This window comes from Weizmannia sp. FSL K6-0777 (assembly GCF_038593185.1).
Taxonomy (GTDB): domain Bacteria; phylum Bacillota; class Bacilli; order Bacillales; family Bacillaceae_C; genus Weizmannia; species Weizmannia faecalis.
In genome coordinates this window covers 699,012-717,401 of record NZ_CP151971.1, presented here as the reverse complement: position 1 = coordinate 717,401, position 18,390 = coordinate 699,012, and the positions used below count along the sequence as shown (strand labels likewise).

General features: G+C 46.6%; 12 protein-coding genes. 2 read left to right on the top strand and 10 right to left on the bottom strand.

The genetic code is table 11. From position 1 onward, the window contains the following. Window positions 1–99 precede the first annotated feature (99 nt). From NST70_RS03260 to NST70_RS03235, 6 genes are all read right to left on the bottom strand, one after another. The gene (locus tag NST70_RS03260; RefSeq protein WP_014096009.1) at window positions 100–1,011 is read right to left on the bottom strand and encodes a PTS system mannose/fructose/sorbose family transporter subunit IID; all 912 of its coding nucleotides are present in this window, start codon (window positions 1,009–1,011) and stop codon (window positions 100–102) included. Between the two features lie 19 nt (window positions 1,012–1,030). Next, a complete protein-coding gene (locus NST70_RS03255) occupies window positions 1,031–1,840 on the bottom strand; it encodes a PTS mannose/fructose/sorbose transporter subunit IIC (RefSeq protein WP_014096010.1) in 810 nt (269 codons plus the stop codon). Between the two features lie 36 nt (window positions 1,841–1,876). After that, entirely contained in the window at window positions 1,877–2,845 is a 969-nt protein-coding gene (locus NST70_RS03250) for a mannose/fructose/sorbose PTS transporter subunit IIA (protein ID WP_014096011.1), read from the bottom strand. 72 nt (window positions 2,846–2,917) lie between these two features. Beyond that, complete coding sequence (locus NST70_RS03245) at window positions 2,918–3,421, bottom strand: mannose/fructose/sorbose PTS transporter subunit IIB (protein WP_014096012.1); 504 nt, start codon at window positions 3,419–3,421, stop codon at window positions 2,918–2,920. A 335-nt stretch (window positions 3,422–3,756) separates the two neighbouring features. After that, the gene (locus NST70_RS03240) at window positions 3,757–6,621 is read right to left on the bottom strand and encodes a sigma-54-dependent transcriptional regulator (protein ID WP_014096013.1); all 2,865 of its coding nucleotides are present in this window, start codon (window positions 6,619–6,621) and stop codon (window positions 3,757–3,759) included. Window positions 6,622–7,055: 434 nt separating this feature from the next. Further along, entirely contained in the window at window positions 7,056–9,779 is a 2,724-nt protein-coding gene (locus tag NST70_RS03235) for a GTP-binding protein (protein ID WP_342475734.1), read from the bottom strand. A 309-nt stretch (window positions 9,780–10,088) separates the two neighbouring features. Here NST70_RS03235 and NST70_RS03230 point away from each other — a divergent pair, with 309 nt between their 5' ends. Continuing rightward, the gene (locus NST70_RS03230; protein ID WP_035189441.1) at window positions 10,089–11,141 is read left to right on the top strand and encodes a lactonase family protein; all 1,053 of its coding nucleotides are present in this window, start codon (window positions 10,089–10,091) and stop codon (window positions 11,139–11,141) included. Between the two features lie 211 nt (window positions 11,142–11,352). Here the strand turns inward: NST70_RS03230 and NST70_RS03225 are convergent, their stop codons facing one another. From NST70_RS03225 to NST70_RS03215, 3 genes are all read right to left on the bottom strand, one after another. Beyond that, window positions 11,353–11,661: an MTH1187 family thiamine-binding protein gene (locus NST70_RS03225; RefSeq protein WP_013858492.1), complete on the bottom strand. Its 309-nt coding sequence runs from the start codon at window positions 11,659–11,661 to the stop codon at window positions 11,353–11,355. A 92-nt stretch (window positions 11,662–11,753) separates the two neighbouring features. Beyond that, window positions 11,754–13,883, bottom strand: coding sequence for a YhgE/Pip domain-containing protein (locus NST70_RS03220; RefSeq protein ID WP_035189440.1), 2,130 nt, complete (start codon window positions 13,881–13,883; stop codon window positions 11,754–11,756). 261 nt (window positions 13,884–14,144) lie between these two features. Next, on the bottom strand, window positions 14,145–14,687 hold the full coding sequence (locus tag NST70_RS03215) for an HD domain-containing protein (protein WP_035189438.1): 543 nt from the start codon (window positions 14,685–14,687) through the stop codon (window positions 14,145–14,147). Window positions 14,688–15,228: 541 nt separating this feature from the next. Between NST70_RS03215 and NST70_RS03210 the strand changes: the two genes are divergently transcribed. Continuing rightward, a complete protein-coding gene (locus NST70_RS03210) occupies window positions 15,229–16,416 on the top strand; it encodes a 3D domain-containing protein (RefSeq protein WP_342475732.1) in 1,188 nt (395 codons plus the stop codon). A gap of 210 nt (window positions 16,417–16,626) precedes the next feature. On the opposite strand, the gene NST70_RS03205 is transcribed toward NST70_RS03210, so the two are convergent. After that, a complete protein-coding gene (locus tag NST70_RS03205; protein ID WP_046721206.1) occupies window positions 16,627–17,565 on the bottom strand; it encodes an L-lactate dehydrogenase in 939 nt (312 codons plus the stop codon). Window positions 17,566–18,390 lie beyond the last annotated feature (825 nt).

Genomic DNA, 18,390 nt, shown 5'->3' with positions numbered 1-18,390 from the left:
CGCCTGAAGCAAAACATACTCAGAACCCGTATACAACCCAGGGGCTGGCGGTTTTTTTGAAAAAAGCCCAGGCCAGAAAGCCCGGGCATTTGCCTTTTCTTACATTAAGTGAATTAAATGGAATACGATACCAACAACAAACAATCCAAGAATCATAACGATCGGAGACACTTTCTTTTTCAAAAGCCACATGCAGAACAGCGTCAAAAGCAATGCGGCAAGGCCCGGAATTAAGCTGTCCAGGTTGTTTTGCAATGTCGTGACTTTGACCGGTTCCAATGAGAGGCCGGCAGCTTGCTGTTCAAGCGCCGTTTTAATCCCCTGTGCTCCGGCAGGCAAATGATTCCAGTCAATATAAGCGCCTTTAGAAAGTTTTACTTGTGATACAACTGGTGTAAACTTAATCGATACCCATCTGTTAACCAGCGCGCCAAGGATAAACATCCCAAGGATCGATGCGCCTTTTGTAATATCCTGAAGAATGCCGCCCGATAAGTCCTCCGTAATTCTTGAACCAGCTCTGTAGCCGAATTCTTGTGTATACCACAGGAATCCCATCCGGATGAGGTTCCATGCAACGAAGAAAATAATTGGCCCGAGAATGTTGCCGTTCAATGCCAGAGAAGCACCTAACGCACCAAGGATTGGCCTGACCGTGAACCAGAATACCGGATCCCCGATCCCTGCCAAAGGCCCCATCATCCCGACTTTCACACCTTGAATGGCTGTGTCGTCAACGGGAGCGCCGTTTGCACGTTCTTCTTCAAGCGCTAAAGTTACACCAACAATCGGTGCAGCGACATAAGGGTGAGTGTTAAAAAATTCCAAGTGGCGCTGCAGGGCAGCAGAACGGTCTTCTTTCGTTTTATATAATTTTTTGATGGCCGGAATCATGGTATATGCCCAGCCGCCGTTTTGCATCCGTTCATAGTTCCAGGAACCTTGAAGGAAAGTTGAACGCCACCATACAGAAATACGATCTTTTCTAGATAATTTTAGTTCTTGTGCCATTTTTCTGTCCGCCTCCTTCTTAGTAATTGTCAATAATATCGCCTAACGGATCGCCGGTGTTTGCATTTCCGCCGCCTTTACCGGAGCCGCCTTGTTTGGAGAGCGCCAAATAAATCAGTGCAAGTGACACACCGATACCGCCAAGGCCGATAAGGGTAATTTGCGAAACAGTTGCCAAAACGAACCCAATGGCGAAGAACGGCCATACTTCTCTTGTCGCCATCATATTAATGACCATTGCATAACCAACAGCAACGACCATTCCCCCGCCGATTGCAAGGCCGTCTGTCAACCAGGTCGGCATGGCGGATAACAAGTCACGCACCGGTCCTGCACCAATGGCTAAAACCAGGACTGCCGGAATCGCAATACGCAGCCCTTGCAGGCAAATCGCAACAATATGCCAAAACTCAACTGTTCTGATGTTTCCTTCCCGCGCTGCGGCATCCATTAAGTGGACAATCCCTGTTGCAATGGTACGAACGATGATCGTCAATAAGAGGCCGGCAACCGCAAGCGGAACGGCAATCGCGATTGCAGAAGATACACCGGCTTTGCCTGCGCCGCTTAAAACTAAGATAATGGCAGATGCAACGGATGCAAGCGCAGCATCCGGCGCTACGGCAGCCCCGATGTTTGCCCAGCCTAAAGCGATCATTTGCAGGGTACCGCCTAAGATAATACATGGCACTAAGTTACCTGTAACGAGGCCAATTAACGTACAAGCAACGAGTGGCTGATGGAACTGGAATTGGTCCAAAATCCCTTCCATACCAGCTAAAAATGCTACGATAAAGACTAGTATCATTTGGACAATATTTAAATCCATAACGAGTCGTCCTCCCTTTTCTCCTGATGGGCAGGATTATTTTTGTTTGTTCAGCTCTTCCTGAGCCCTTTTGAGAATTTCGTCCATGTCGCCTTTTGCATCGCCCGGAACTTTGCGCACATCAAACTTTAGCCCCAGTTCTTTCATTTTTTTGAAAGCATCAATATCATTCTGGCTAAATGCCAGCACCTTGTTTGGCTGAACTTTGCCCGGCGAGTGTGCCATGGAACCGACGTTGATTGTTTTCAATGGAACGCCGCCCTCGACTGCACGGAGCACATCCTGCGGGTTTTCAAAAAGAAGCAGGGCGCGCTGGCCACCGAAATGCTGGTCATCTTTCGCAAGTTCAATCATTTTACGGATAGGAACAACGTGTGCCTTTACACCAGGGGGCGCAGCCTGTTGAATCAGTTTCTTCCGAAGTTCGTCCTTCGCTACCGCATCCGATACAACGATGATACGTGTAGGCCGTGTCGTTTTTGTCCAAGATGTTGCGACTTGTCCGTGGAGCAGGCGAGAGTCGATCCGTGCCAGCACGTATTCAAACTTGCCAGGAGCCCCTGCCGTTAACGGTTTTCCGGCAGGCTTGGAAGGTGCGGCCGGCTGTAATGCTTCAGGCCTTACTTTCACGCCTTCTTTCGCTGCGCCTAAAATATGCGCGGCAATGTCCTGGGCTTTGTTCATCGTGGCGCGTGCTGCAAATGCTTCAATGAGCATTGGCAAGTTCATGCCTGAGACGATGGCCCACTTGTCTTTGTGTTCTTCAAACAAGCTGTTGGCCTGGTTGAAAGGTGTTCCGCCCCAAAGATCGACTAAGAAGAGGACTTCATCCTGGTTGTCGAAAGAGGCGACTGCTTCTTTCATTTTTGCCTTTACGTTATCAGGGCCTTCGCTCGGCATCAATGTAACAGCTTTTACATTTTCCTGCTTTCCGAAGATCATCTCTCCGGATTGCAAGACACCATTGGCGAAATCGCCGTGACTGGCAATGATAATTCCTACCATCTTCTTACCTCCCTAATCGTATTGTTACAGTATCAATCTTATAAATAAGTTCTAAAGAACCTGTAACTAAATTCATGGATGTAGCCGTTTTTCCTTTTTGATCAGCTGCATCAAATCGATTTTCCGGTCGGCGGGCACTTGGCGGATTTCCAATTCGATGCCGCGTGCAGCCAGCTTCGCAAAGGCCTGGATATCATCCTCATTGACTGAAATAAAATTGGTGATCATCTTCTTGCCTTCCGTAAAACGCATGCCGCCGATATTGACCGATTTCAAACCAACCCCTGCCTGGACAACTTCCAGTACATCCTGCGGCGAAACAAACAGCAGCATCACTTTCATTTCGTCAAACAGCCGGTTTTGGTAAAGTTCAAGCAGTTTTTGCTTCGTAATGACATGTGATTTGATGCTCGGTGGTGTCGCTTGCTTCAATAAAAGCTTTCGCAGCTCGTCATTGGCGGCTTCATCATTGGCCACTAAAATCCGGTCAATCCCCACTGCCCTCGACCAAACCGTGGCAACCTGGCCATGAATCAAACGATCATCAATGCGCGCAAGCCGTATATCCAATGCCATCCGACCACCTCCTGCTAATCAATCGTAAAAAACTTGCCTTTCCGCCTATTATAATGCAAGATGTGTGCCAACTTTTGAGTATCAAAAAACAACCGTTGTCAAATAAGCGTTTTCAGAAATCCTTTTATGCTTATGATACACAAACCGTTTGTTTAATACACATTGAAAAAGGGTTTTATTTTCCATTTCGCTACTGTATTAAAAAGTTCTGCAATACCTGTATCATTTTGATACTTTTGACCTGCATGTGCATTCCGTATCAGGGATATCTCTCCGTCTTTTTCCCCGGCATAAAAAAAGCCTGCAAATAGTGAGAATCTATTTGCAGGTAAAAATTACCGCACGGCTGCAGTTTGCTCGGCAGATAAATGGTCGATCATGTCGGCAATATAATAAAGTTCATCATCCGACAGCTTCAATTTCAGCTGGTCTTCAAAAATTTGCGCCGCCTTTTTATATTTTTTGATTTTAGCAGTTTTTTCCGGCGTGATGTCATTTTTGTAAATGAGGCCAGACTGGGTGACCATTCTTTCGAGCGCACAACCGATATGAATATTCATATTGATTTTCGATGCGTTGTTAAACGGCCTTTCCGCTATTTTTTCAAGGGCAGTGACAAACGCCGTAATCGCTGTGATCACTTTCTTTGGATTTAAAAAGGTTAAAAATTCATTCAGGCTTTCTTCCGTCATTTCCCGCACCATTGCCGGAGACCTTGGCGGTTGTTTCAGCAACTGGTGGTTTTGAATGAGATGGGTGACCTGCGTTTCCCCGTCGCCCATAAACAAAGATTCAAGCGGAACAAACGGGGCCTGGACTTTCGGATCGGCAATCCCGACAGCGAGCAAAATGTCATATTTCTGCATCAGCATTTCTTTCTTTTCTTCTACTTCGTTGATTGGCAGCGGGATAACGGCAATATTGGTTTTGCCGATGTTTTTGAGCAGTCTTGTAATCAGCTGCTTTAATTTTTCCGCCGTCCCTTCCCCTGTTGAACAGACGGAAAGAATGGCCTGCGGTTTCACGGGCTTCCCTGTTTCCCGCGGTTTGCTTTCCATCTGGTAAGATCCGTAGCCGCGGAATTCCTTTAATGACTCATAAATATCGTCGAGATCCATTTCCATAATCGTCGCTTTGCGGATCGCTTCAATGACGAGCGCCGTTGTCACCATATCGATGGTCCGCGTTTTGATGCCCGTTTCCTGTGTAATCACATCGCCAAACCCGGTCAGCGAGCCCATATCGACAAGCAGCAGGACGCCTTTTCCCATATCAATTTCTTTTACCCGCCTCTTCATTTCCTCCAAAACATATTTCGGGTCCATATCAAGCGGCATATCAATGCAGTCCACATTCGATTCACCGAGGAGGCTTTTCACAACACTTACCATGCTGCTTGCGGTGCTGAACCCGTGCGCGGCAACGAGGATCGCCACCTGCTCGGCCTTTTGTTCGTCTATAAGAGATGTGAGCAAAATCGTTAAGTACATGGCTTCTTTTACCGGTACATGCACGCGGTATTTTTCCCCGATCATTTTGCAAATATCAAGTGACAGCTGATACTCCTGCGGTCGGTCATTGATGACATTTTCGATATTCGTATAATTGGCCACCTGCTGGTTTTTTACCCGCTTCAGGAAGGAAGTCAAGTGCAGGCTGAACGCCAGCAAAAAACGTTCATTTACTTTGCACTTCAGCCGTTTTTCCACAATATCCTGCACTTCTTCGCTGAAATTAAGGATATCTTCGCTGACAATTTTTAAGATTTTCTCACGGTTCAGCGCATAGCTTGAAAACTTGTTGTAAAACTTGTTTAAATGGATATCGATGTCCAATTTCAGAAACCGGTTAATGTCTTCATCCGACACGTCCTGTTCCATCATAAAACTGACTTTGTCCTCGATGATGTTGTACAGGTTAAAATCCGGTTCGTACGGGTCTTCTTCAAAGAGCGCCTTGTTTTCCCCTTCCGGATAAACCGTTAAATAGGAATCAATTAAATCGGAAAGCTCCTGGATTTCCTGGCGTTTTCTACTAAAATAGAAGAAACCGTTTTTCAGTTCGGATGGCAGATCTTTAAAGTGGATGGTAATGACATCATCGTGCAGGCAGTGCAGAAAACCGTTGGCGCAGACAAGCTGGATGTTGGATTTCAACTGCCCGACGTTACCGTATGACGTATTGCCAATTAACGCCTTCATCGATTCCGCATCAATTTTAATCGGTTTTTGGACGCGGTTTGCTTCAATGGCAAGCAGGAATTTCAGAATCTCAATCTTGTCAATTGCCGGCCGTTCTTCAAAAGACGGAATCCGGATCAGGATCGGAATACGGCGGACAAACGTTTTCAACAAGGAAGATTCCGGGTCTTCCGTTGTCGCCCCGACGATCAGGACATTGGCGTTGCGATTCCGTTCGGTTTCCCCAAGCTTTGCATATGTCCCCGTATCCATAAAGTAAAAGAGCATTTCCTGTCCTTCAGGCGGGAGCCGGTGGATTTCATCGAGAAACAGCATGCCGCCGTCCGCTTTGGAAACAAGGCCGTCTTTTTCGCTGTCCGCACCCGTAAAGGCGCCTTTAATATGACCGAAAATGTGGGAAATGAGGAGCTGCGGGTTATTCGCATAATCCGCGCAGTTAAAGACAATAAATTGGGCGTCTTCGTCCATAAACGGGGCTGCCAGTTTTGCATAATTGAACATCAAATTGGCAAACAGCGTTTTCCCGACACCAGTCTGGCCGACAATGAGCGTATGAAGGCCGTGCGGGGGATAGAGGACGGCCGCCTTTGCCTGTTCGACCTGCACTTTCAGGCTTGTTTTCGAACCGATCAGGTCATCAAAGGGATTCGTTTCCCAGGCGGTATCATGATTTGCGGACGGACCGTTGCCCGGATCCGGGGATTGCCCGCCCGTCACTTCAAGTATATTTTCATATTCATATTGATCTTCCGGCAATTTCGTTCCGAGAAGGTCTTCCATGATTTGTTTGACCAAGTAATGAACCGGGCGGCCTTTTATTTTGATAATCCGTTTCTGCCGCAACAGCTTGTTCAGCTCGGCACTGACATTGTTTCTTAAAATGCCAAGGTCTTTTGCGATATCCGAAGCTGTAAATCCTTCTATACGGATCCATTCATCAAGCGTTTTGCCTTGCGACTGTTCAACAAGATACGCGTAAATGCGGTCAATCCTTTTCAAAATGCCACCCCATTTCTAAGTATAAACTGTATCTTAATAGTATCACGAATGTATCATCCATCATAGCAGGAATATATTGCGAACAAGTGTCAAGTTTTTGCCAAAAGGAGCTTATCTTTAATACACTTTTAGAACCCACGCTGCTTCAGGTGAAAACGCCCGGTACACCCGAAAAATAGGATAAAAAAACAACGCCGCATATGGGCGCTGTTCATTCAACAATTTTCGGCCGCTTCCATCCATCTGCTTTCCGCAACATCCGGCGGTTCATTTTCTGTTCCCAAACCGGTTCATGCATGTGTTTCCGGCGAAATTCAGGCGGTTCATTTATTGATCATATTGGGGCTTACTGAATCCGCACTTTCGCCATGCGTTCAGCAAGCCCTGTTTCCCCTTAAGCCCTGTGCCTGCCCCGTCATCGTCTTGCGAAAAGTTTACACTTTCCCGCTTGTTTTCTGTCCGAGCTGCATCCATTCAAACTGGCGGAGTTTCAGTTCGAATAATTTCAGCGGATCCTGATACACTTCCGGATTTTCTTTCATATTCTCCAGCATCTCTTTTGTCTCGGCAATGGCCGCCCCTGTTTCCGCAATCGTTTCGCGGAGAACCGTTTCCGGATTTTTAAAGAACAGGCGGACATCGCGCTCAAGCCCTTGTTCAAACAGCTCGAATTGCAGCATCACTTTATTCGTGACAAGGTTTGCAATTTCCGTATAATCTTCGCTTTCGATAAATTTTTTATAGCGGTTATACAGCATTGTTTTGTTTTGCGAAAGCACACCAAACAATTTGCCCGCGCTCTTTAACAGGACCTGCTGCGGCGTATGGCGCAACAATATATTGACCGGTTCAAAAGGAATTCCGTTTGCCATCCGATCCGCATCACGCCGCCAGTCCTCCATAATTTTAAAATCGCAGGCAAGCGCAAGAATCTCTTCCCCGTACAACTTGTTAAACCCTTCCGCCATTTCATCAAGATAATCCTGGCTTTGCTGCAATTCCCTTTCCGACGCTTCTATCCACTCCGTCACCAGCTCCTCGTATTTCGGGGAAATGGACGTCTGCAAAAAGTGCCGGATCCGGTTGTTCATTTCTTCATTCAACTCGAGATGAATTTTCCGAAAATCACTGTCCGGCTTAATAAAATCGGCGCTTTTCCGTAAAATTTCCGGAATCTTATTTTGCAGTTCATCGCGGATTTTCCGCGTCATGCTGTGATAGGACGAGCGGACAAGCTCGGTTTGTTCATGGATGACATCCTGAAGCTGGTTTGCCGCTCCGTTTAATTTTGCGTACAGATCTTCATGCCGGTTGATTGACTCTACCAGATGCTGTTCATTTTGCAGCCTTTGTTTCAGCAGATCGGCAATCGATTCCCGAATGCAGTGCGAAAGTTTGTCAATCCGGCTTTCTTCCAGGTTTTCCGGCTTGAAATTTTGCCGGAAAAAGCGGGCAAGATCCAGCCCTGCTTCCCGGGATGCATAATTGGACGTATAAGGGTGCAAGTTTGCCTCTGGAAAAATCGTTTTCACCTTTTGTACTGTTTCTTCCACTAAATCTGCCGCTTCCTGCTTGCTGTATATCATATCCATTTTGGACAGCAAAAAGTGAATCGTTAACCCGGGCACTTGTTCCTTCATTTTCAACAACATATCCGCTTCTTTGTCTGTAAGGGGATCATTTGCATTTAAAACGAATAAAACGCCGTCAACAAAACGCAAATACTCGTATGCCTTTCCCCGCCCCGGCCCGTTCAGCCCGGGTGTATCGATGAAAATAAGCGCATTTTCTTCCAAAAACCGGCTCGGACCCCGCCATTCAAGCATGTCTCCGGGCTCCGGCGCCGCATTGTCCTCTTCCGTTACAGGCGAAATGCCTTTGTCCGAGATCACAGAAAGCGCATGTTCATCATCATGGCGCACCGCCATCACAAACTGTGTCGGCCGTTCGGGGAGCGGGTCGGCCAGCACCGACTGGATAAAGGCCGTCTTGCCGCTGCCGTTCATGCCGGTAACGAGAATGTGCTGGACATCAAAGTCAATCAGCTCCCTCGCCATCCATTTCAAACGGGTGCTGACGGATAGCCCGTTCCTTTTTGCCCATTGCATAATGGAATCAAAGAGCCGGAGCGCATATTCAAGCTGATCCAATGTTTGCTCCGCATGATTCAGAATCGTTTCCGCATCGGCAATTTGCTGCGGCCCGATGCTGCCCGGAAAAAGATCGCCCCATGCGAGAACCGCAGTGGATGCTTGAAGGGCGTGCGCCTGGTCCGTGATCCGCAGCCAGTTCGTTAAAATGCCCGGCATCACCGGTGCCAGTTGTTTTAACAGATAGCTGCCGCTGATTAAAGAAAAATAGGTTTCCCCGTAAATGGCAGACAGCTCGTGCCAAGTTTCAAGCGAATGGAGTTCAAGCCCGGCAAATAGGTCATTGAATTCGCGGAGCCAGCCGAGATACGCGCCCTCCGTTTCGTAGGACCGCCAAAGCGCAACCGCCAGTTGTTCAAACTGAATTTGATCCACCTTGTATAAAACGGACAGCGCATCCCGAAAATAATCCGGCGCAATCGTCTTGGTATGCCCTTTTTCAATATACGACTTTAAAATTTGAAACCAAAACAGCGATTCAGTGCGGATGGATTCATTGACAGCCAGTTCAACCGCATTCATCCAGTCTTCGTTTTTTTCAAAGTAGGCACGGGCGATTTTCGTCACATTCGGATAGTCCGGGTTCATAGCGACCGCTTGTTTGATTGTCTGGACAGCCTGGTCATGCTTTTGCTCCTCCATATAAAGTGAGATGAGCTGAAGCGCGATCTCCGTCTTTAACACGATAGAGTCTGTTTGAACCGACTTGTAAATTTCTTCGGCCATGCTGCTGAGACCGAGTTCAAAATAAGCATCCCCCATGTTTTTTTGCGCCCACGGTTCAAAGTCGTTATGTATGCTTTCCCATTTAAAAACGGCCGCTTCATAATCTTTATAATGAAAATAAATTTCCCCTTGTGCAAAGCGGATATAGGAAAGATCGGCATTTTCAAGGGCATTTTCTTTTTCGAACGCTTCACCGAGCACTTCAAGCGGATGGCGCTCTTCCCCTTCTTTGATAAACGTTTCATAATAAGATTTTTGAACAAACTGGTCTTCCGGCTTCATGATTTTCCTCCTCACACGGCCTTTTATATCTCTATCATATTGCATCCGGGATGCAGCGATGTGTAGAATTTTGTCGATTACTTTATTTTATCAAAACATCTCCAACAAAAAATTTCAGTTCGCTTTCAATTTTGATACAAAAATGAAACATTTACCATATTTTCGCTTGCTTGGAGCAATTTTGAGCATGTTTCCCGTTTATCACCCTGTTTTTCGCTCATGACATCGTACCCGGAAATGCGCCTGAATGAACGGGAAACGTTTTCTATGTTATAATATTCACATTACAGATTGGAAGGAGCATCAGCCATGGGAAAAACAAAATGGACAGGGTATGCCGGCACCTATACAAAAGGCGCCAGCGAAGGGATTTACACCTTCACCCTCAATACAGAAAAAAAGCAAATTGAAGATGTGAAAGTTGCCGCCAAACTGGACAATCCGACTTATCTCAATATCACGGCAGACAACCGCAATCTGTATGCCGTTGTCAAAGAAGGCAGCCAGGGCGGGGTTGCGGCTTTTTCAATTGATGCGGAAAGCGGTGCTCTAACAGAGTTGAACCGCCAGTTATCCGGCGGCGCCTCCCCGTGCCATGTCAGCGTGGATTCAGCCAAGAAAACGGTCGTCTCCGCCAACTACCATAACGGGACGGTCAGCGCCTATCTGACAAACAAAGACGGCAGCCTGCAGCCGGCAGTAAGTGTTATCGAACATACCGGCTCCGGCCCGAACCCTGAACGCCAGGAAAAACCGCACGTCCATTTCGCAGGCTTTACCCCGGATAAAAAATATGTCGTCGCGGTGGACCTCGGCAATGATACGATTACAACGTACGCGCATGATGGCGGCAAATTAACGGAAAAAGCCGTCCTTTCCGTCCGCCCGGGAAGCGGCCCGCGCCATCTTGCCTTTCATCCGGGCCGGAAATTGGCCTACTGCATGACAGAATTGAGCAATGAAGTGATTGTGCTCGAATTTGACGAAGCTTCCGGCACGTTTAAAGATGTCCAGTATATCAAAACGATTCCGGAAGATTTTACGGAAAACAGCCAGGGAAGCGCAATCCATCTCTCTTCCGACGGCCGTTTTGTTTATGCCGGAAACCGCGGCCATGACAGCATTGCCGTGTTTGCAGCCGGCCCGGACGGCAAACTGTCCCTTGTTGAATACACTTCAACCGAAGGAAGCTGGCCGCGCGACTTTGTGCTTGACCCGACCGAAAAATTTGTCGTTGCCGCAAACCAAGAATCGGGCACGCTCGTTTTATACGCCCGCGATCCGGAAACCGGGATCCTCACTTTGCTGCAAAAAGACGTCCCGGTTCCGGAAGCGGTTTGTGTAAAATTTTTGCACGGGTAAAATTTTAGCGATTCAAAAGGCGGGTCCCGGTCCGCTTTTTGCTTTTTCCGGGGAAATTCTCATCATTTTATCATTTTCATTTCACAAGTTTTTCTTTTTCATGTTTTACATTTAGGACAGCGGCAAGGAATTGCAGCAAACCATATTTGGCCGGGCTTCCCCCAGAGCCTGGCCAAACCTCCTTTTATCATACCGGCCTTGTGCCGGTTTTTTATTGGCCGAGTTTTTCGGCGACGGAGGCCAGTTTTCCTTCCATCGTGAGCTGTTTGTCCCTGCGGTCGTCGATGCGGATATTCGTTTCAACACGCTTTACGCCATTTGAAAAAGGGATTTCATGCAGTTTTTCAATGATTTCAAACAGGTCATGGATGTCCCCTTCTATTAAAGTGCTCATCGGGGTCAGCTTGATTTTCACCCTTCCCTGTTCTTTTCCCAGCGCCTTCTCAATCTCCGCCACATATTTGCTGATGCTTGTTGAATCCGTTCCGACCGGAAATATGGTAATATCGGCAATCGCCAATGCAATCCCCTCCTAATATTCTTCTTTCTTATTATAAACCAACTTTATTTTTCATGTCTTCCTTCTCATTTTTCTTGTCTATTCCGCTTTTTTCATTCGAATAGCCCGCTTTCTTTCCCTTTTCTTGTAAAACGTTCGGTCATACGGCTGAGCAGTTTCTTGGCTGCGGTCCCGAAAATAAGCGCAATTGCCAGAAATCCTGCCAGATAAATGATATCTGTGATCACAGCCTCCATCAGCATCCCGCCAACAGCTTCACGCATTAAGCCAATTCCGTAAGTAAATGGCAGGAGCGGATGGATATGTTGAAAGAAAGACGGTTCCATCTGGATTGGAAAAGTGCCGCCCGAACCGGAAATTTGCAGGACAAGCAGGACAATCCCAAGTGCTTTTCCCACATTGCCAAAAACAGAAACGAGTGTATAGACCATCACGGTAAAAACAGCACCAATCCCGATACCGAACAAAATAAACCAGGCTTTTTCCTGCACATCCACATGTAAAATAAAAAGATCGCCCGCCGCCGTTATCGCCGACTGGAAAAACGCAATCGTTAAAAACAGGAGCAGCTTGCCGAAATAGACTTGCCAGCTGGCATATGCGCCGCCATGGTGGTGTTCAACCGACAGCAGGGATACCAATAGCATTGCCCCCACCCAAAAAGACAGGACTGTATAAAACGGAGCCATGCCCGCACCGTAATTTTTGATTGGATATAGAACTTCTTCCTTCAGCGATACCGGCTGTTTTAAAAACCCGCTTTCTTCTTGTGCATCGTTCTTCAGCAGTTGAATCCACCGGTCTATATTTCCCTGTTTTTCAAACGCCCGGATTTTACCAGCCAGTTCCCTGATTTTTCTCTCAGCAGCCGGCAGTTCCGTTTCAGCCGTTTTCAATTTTGCTTTCCCGATTGCAAGCCCGGTTTTCGTATCGCGGAGAATCGCCTGGATATCCGGCAGGCTGCCTTCCAATTTTTGAAACAGCTTGTTTGCTTTTGCACTGTCCTGCCCGGCTTGTGCCACAAATGTTTTTAAATCCGCGGCGATGGCTGCACCATCGTTTTCAAGCAGGCTGCCGGCGATGGCCCCGGCACGGCCGGCTTCCTGCTTTAGATCTGCCTGCAATGTTTCCGGCAGCAACCCGTCATTGACCTGTTGGAGAATTTTCCCGTTTAGGTCCTGCTGTTTTTGAAAGGACTGGCTTAGGGCAGTAAACCGAGCGGCAACAGTGATGAGATGCTGAGAACCTGTTTCTTCAGCAGCGGTTCTCAGCAAATCACTGAACGCGTCAGAGATTTGTTTACTATTTTGCAAAATCATCGTATTTTTTGGCGCTGTTTCTGCAATTTTCGTTTTGTCTGCCAGCATACTCACCTGGTTCGAGACTGCAGGAGCGGCATTCAGCGCTTCCAGTCCGGTTTTGATCACGGTATCCGTCTGCTCAAGCAAACTTCCGGTGCTTCCAAAAAAGCGGGCCATGTCCCCTGAGACGGTTTTGCCGCGTTTTGCAAGCCGCTGGACATCGGGCATCGCGCTTTCTGCCTGTTTTCTTACTGCGTCTGCTTTCGTAATGTCCCGATCTGCCGTCCTGATGATCCGGTTAAGCTCCGGAATGTCTCCCTCCAATCTAAAAACCCATGCTTTAAAATTTTCAATATCCGGCAAATCCCTTTCAAGTTCAATGCCGATTTGATTAAACATTGTAAAAATCGCTTTGCTAACGGTTTTTACAAATTGCGCACTAATTTGCTGTGTAATGGCAGACGCACCCGACCCTGTTATTTTAGGCGCAATCGCATTGATTTTTTCATTAACGGTATAAGTAATGACCGGTTTCTCCGGCTTATCACCCAGGATGGAAGCCAGTTTTTCCGAAAAATTTTCCGGGATGGTCAGGCTCGCATAATATTCTCCGGTCTTTACGCCGCGTGTGGCTTCCTTTTCCTGCACAAACCTCCAGCCGAGCGTTTTATTTTGTTTCAACTTTTTCATGACTTCATTGCCGGCGTGTACTTTTTTTCCGTTGATCGCTGTCCCCCGGTCCAGATTCACAACGGCTACTGCAATTCCTTTTGTGTGGCCGTATGGGTCCCAGGATGCCTTGATGTTAAACCAGGCATACAATGATGGAAGAATAATCAAGGCGGCAATGATCAGGCTTGCTGCCCAGTTTGTTGTCATTTTTTTCAAATCAGTTGCATAAATCTTCCATACTTTTTCCATTGGCAGCCTCCAAATGTTGTTGTACCTTTATGTTTTCCAACCGTTTGAACTGTCATGTACACGCAAAAAAGCCTGTGCGTCTCAGGACACGCACAGGCTAGCGTCAAACAAGCCATTTTCCTTATGTAATTGATTTGCGGCCCGCACAAGCAGGCGTCTGCAGTAACGTAAATATTACGGATGAAAGCCGGTGCCCTCACTTTGCGGTTTTACAAGCAGCAAGTCCGTTATTTCACAGGCAATGTCCGTTTCCCCTGCACCTTATTCATGTCCAAAAACCTGCTTTATTTCCGCCTGCAGCTGCTCCAGTAATGGAAAAGAGTGGTGCAACGCAATACTTTCTGCAATACTTCGATAGTACCATTCCTGCTTTTCTTTCCCACGGCTGAACGCGTTCCACACGCTCTCCCCATTTTTTCGCAATCCTTCGTGTATCGTTTTCAAATTGTGGAGTTTATCTGCACATATGAGCATACAAATTTCCTCTTCTGCCGTTTTTAATAGCTCGATGGTATGCTGTTTTCGTTCCTCCCACCGCACATTTTTAGGCGGTTCGGTGCAGGCTGCAACAATGCGGGCAACATCGCTTCCAAATTCAGCTTCTATCTCCTCGTTTGTCACCGCAGTATCTTCAACCGTATCATGAAGAAGCCCTGCTGTGACCACTTCTTTGCGGCAGCCTTCTGTTAAAAGCATCATGGCAACCGCATACGGATGCGCAATATACGGAAGGTCGGACGCTTTCCGGTATTGGCCTTCATGTGCTTTTGCCGCAAATTCAATTGCTTTTTCCACCATTTCCATAAGAAATTCCTCTCTTCTCATTCAAAACCTATTCCTATCATCATACCAAAACGGCGCGGCTATACATGAATGAAAATCGAAAAGTTCAGCACTTTTTTGGCTTCTTAAACATCAAAATGGATCCTTAGTCGGCAGAATATTCCTTCCTGTCCTGTCTGAATTGAAAAAGAAGCAGATCCTTGCTTCTTTTTATCTACTTTCTTTGCCTTTACCCCCGCGAATTCTTTTATGTTATCACTTTTTCCCACTTCTCGATATGCTTTATCCGACCATTGCTTGAGCACAGTGATTTGCCGCTGTACCCGCTTTATTTCTTTTTGCTGCTTTTCATACGCCTGGAGGCAGAAGTCTTATAACTGCCCATCATCATGCGAAAAAGCACCCAAATCTATCTTTTCCCTTTTTCGCATGATTTGAGTCCGTTTTCATTCTCGTAATATGAATTTAATCGTATTGTAATCTTCCTTTCTGCCTATTTGTGTTATAACAAGAGTACGGAGAAGGGAGTTGTCTTATGCACTTAAAAAGGCGAATTGCAGTTATGGCGTTTGCCATATTCGTTGGCACGGCACAACTAAATGCCTATGCAGAAACAGATCAAGGTTCCTTACAGAAAAAATTGGATGAAAATACGCAAACCATTCAAAAGAAAGAATCGGAGAAAAAAGCCGTCGAAAGCAAAATGGAAAATTTGCAAAAAGACTGGAACGCATTGCAATCATCCATTCAGAAAAATAAAGAAAATATCGCAGCAACTGAAGCGAAAATCCAGTCAGCAAAAGATTTGATTGAAAAGAAAAAAGAGGAAATCGTAAAGCTGGAGGACCAAGTTTCTGCACGGGAAGGCGTGATTAAAAAACGCCTCGTTGCCATGCAAAAAAACAACCAATACGACTATGTGATTGAAACGATTTTAAACGCGGAAAGCATTGGCGACCTGATCAACCGGGTCAGTGCAGTCGCGACACTGCTGAACGCTGATACAAGCCTTTTGGATCAGCAAAAAGCGGACCTTGCGAAAATTGAAGCCGATAAAAAAGCCATTGCAGACCAGGAAAAAGTGCTCGAACAGGAGCAGGCAAACTTGAAAAGCAGCCAGGCAAAACTGCAAACAAATTTAAAAGAAAAGGAAAAAGCATTGTCGGGATTAAAATCGAAGTATGACAGCATTCAAAATGAGCTGTCAAAAGCGGAACAAAAACAAACCGACTTGAATACGAAAATCAGCAACCTGCAAAAAGAAATAAAGGCACAGCAGGCGGCCGCAAAAGCAAGGGAAGAAGCCCTCGCAAAACAAGCGAGCGAAGCTGAAGCCGAAAAGGCAGCGGAAGCGCAAGCTGAAAAAACAGCAGAAACACAAGCGAAAAAACCAGCGGAAGCCGGTGCCGGGAAAACGGCCGGAACCAAATCCGCCGCATCTTCCGGCCACAGCACGCCACAAGGCAAATCCTTTTATGTGACGGCGACATCTTATAACCATGAAGATACGAAGCTGGATATTACCGCTTTGGGATATAACATTAAGAAAAACCCGAACATGAAATTGATCGCTGTCGATCCATCGGTCATCCCGCTCGGCAGCAAAGTCTGGGTTGAAGGATACGGGGTTGCCATCGCAGCCGATACCGGCGGTGCCATTAAGGGCCATATCATCGATGTCCTGATGCCGAACAAAAAAGCTTCCATCGCATGGGGGCGCCGTACGGTCAAAGTGATCATATTGAATTAAGAAAAAGCAGCCTTGAATCGATTCAAGGCTGCTTTTTTATATCCGCCTATGGCAGGCCCGCTCCTAACCCCGGCAAAAAACAGGCCCATGCTTTTCCCGGAAAGCGGGGCAAGCATGGGCACTTTTTTCGGCAGTCCGCCTTAAGCAGGCGCCGGGATTTTTTTCAAAGAAAAAGCCGGGCCTCCCATGAAGCCCGGCCGGCACAAATGCTTACAATACCGGTGCCATTGTTTCTTTTAGCACTTTTACAGAATGATTGAACTGTTCCTGTTCTTTTTCGTTCAGTTTGATTTCAACCACTTCACGGATGCCCTGGCGATTGATGATGGCCGGAACGCCAACGTACACATCGCTGTTTCCGTATTGGCCTTCAAGAAATGCAGAGACCGTCAATACGCTGTTTTCATTGTTCAGGATTGCCCTTGTAATCCGGGTCAGGGACATCCCGATGCCGTAAAATGTGGCCCCTTTTCGTTCAATAATATGATAAGCCGCATCTCTCGTATTGACAAAAATGTCATCTAACGTCTTTTCGTCAATAATTCCTTTTTGTAGATAGCTTTCAATCGTATCGTAACCGATATTTGTATGGCTCCATACCGGAAGTTCCGTATCGCCGTGTTCGCCGATAATCGCAGCATGCACATTGCGCGGGTCAATTCCAAATTGGGCGCTCAAAGAGTTGCGGAGACGCGCGGAGTCAAGCACTGTGCCCGAACCGATAACATGTTCTTTCGGCAGGCCGGACTCTTTCCAAGTTACATATGTCAAAATGTCAACCGGGTTGCTGGCAACAAGAAAAATCCCGTTAAAGCCGCTGTCCATGATGCTCTTAATCATGCCTTTAAAAATTTTTGCGTTTTTGGCAACAAGATCAAGCCTTGTTTCGCCCGGTTTTTGCGGGGAACCTGCCGTAATGACAACAAGATCGGCAGTGCCGCAATCGGAATAATCGCCTTTCCAAACGCGGGTCGGCGTAGGCGCAAATGGCAGGCCGTGGTTCAGGTCCATGGCTTCCCCTTCTGCTTTTGCTTCGTTAATATCGATTAAAACAAGCTCTTCTGCAACACCCTGATTAATCATGGCGTAGCAGTAACTTGTACCAACTGCACCCGTTCCAACCACTGCAATACGATTGACTTTTTTCATGTATAATCTTCCTTCCCATCAAAAGTAAAAAATATATCCACTGTATGAAAGCAGTTTTGCAAGCCCGGCATGGCGGGCCCCTATCCAGTCTATGGATATTGTGCCAACTCCTAATGGATTCCATACTGCTTTTCCTTTAAAGCAGGACAATTAAACTTTTGCAGCAATTGCTGCCGTGCGGTTTGTGAAATAGATGGACGGCATGCCCTTTTATGGCTGAAATTGACTGTTCCGTTCATTTTCCTTCATTCCACATGGGTAAGTATACCACTATTTTTGTGATCAGATTCACATATTTTATGGCGAAAATTTGAAAATTTATCTGCCCAAATGCCCGGTTTTAAAGGAAAATGACGGTTTTTCAAAATTATCCGTTTACATTTTTCACAAATGGCTTTATTTGAAAGAGCCAGATATGTAAGCGTTATTCATTCTTGTGCTGATTTTCACAAAGTGCCCCGGATGGAGGAATAAATGGCTGATCCCGCCCAAATGATCTCTGCCATTTTTGCTCCTGAATGCCTGCCCTCCAAAAAAGCGGGTGCTGCCCGCTTAAAAAAACCCGCTTCACATGCATGGAGGCGTGCACGCCAGGCATCGACAAAAACGCAACTGCCCAGCCATTCATGTCTGCATCATAAATGGACACCGTGCGGACAGCCAGTACGACGGGCATAATAAAGCCGGCCATAAAATCAATTTTATATAAGTAAATTTTTTCTCTCCATACCGGCTGCTTTCATTTATTATCAAAGAAGAAGAGAACGGTTTCACTGCCAATTCTTTTCTTTCCATCTCCGGTACTTGCCACATTAAAAACACGAA

Bases quoted from the DNA above. Each gene is read 5' to 3' on its own strand.
- NST70_RS03260 (WP_014096009.1), bottom strand. From the start codon at position 1,011: ATGGCACAAGAACTAAAATTATCTAGAAAAGATCGTATTTCTGTATGG.
- NST70_RS03255 (WP_014096010.1), bottom strand. From the start codon at position 1,840: ATGGATTTAAATATTGTCCAAATGATACTAGTCTTTATCGTAGCATTT.
- NST70_RS03250 (WP_014096011.1), bottom strand. From the start codon at position 2,845: ATGGTAGGAATTATCATTGCCAGTCACGGCGATTTCGCCAATGGTGTC.
- NST70_RS03245 (WP_014096012.1), bottom strand. From the start codon at position 3,421: ATGGCATTGGATATACGGCTTGCGCGCATTGATGATCGTTTGATTCAT.
- NST70_RS03235 (WP_342475734.1), bottom strand. From the start codon at position 9,779: ATGAAGCCGGAAGACCAGTTTGTTCAAAAATCTTATTATGAAACGTTT.
- NST70_RS03230 (WP_035189441.1), top strand. From the start codon at position 10,089: ATGGGAAAAACAAAATGGACAGGGTATGCCGGCACCTATACAAAAGGC.
- NST70_RS03220 (WP_035189440.1), bottom strand. From the start codon at position 13,883: ATGGAAAAAGTATGGAAGATTTATGCAACTGATTTGAAAAAAATGACA.
- NST70_RS03215 (WP_035189438.1), bottom strand. From the start codon at position 14,687: ATGGAAATGGTGGAAAAAGCAATTGAATTTGCGGCAAAAGCACATGAA.
- NST70_RS03210 (WP_342475732.1), top strand. From the start codon at position 15,229: ATGGCGTTTGCCATATTCGTTGGCACGGCACAACTAAATGCCTATGCA.
- NST70_RS03205 (WP_046721206.1), bottom strand. From the start codon at position 17,565: ATGAAAAAAGTCAATCGTATTGCAGTGGTTGGAACGGGTGCAGTTGGT.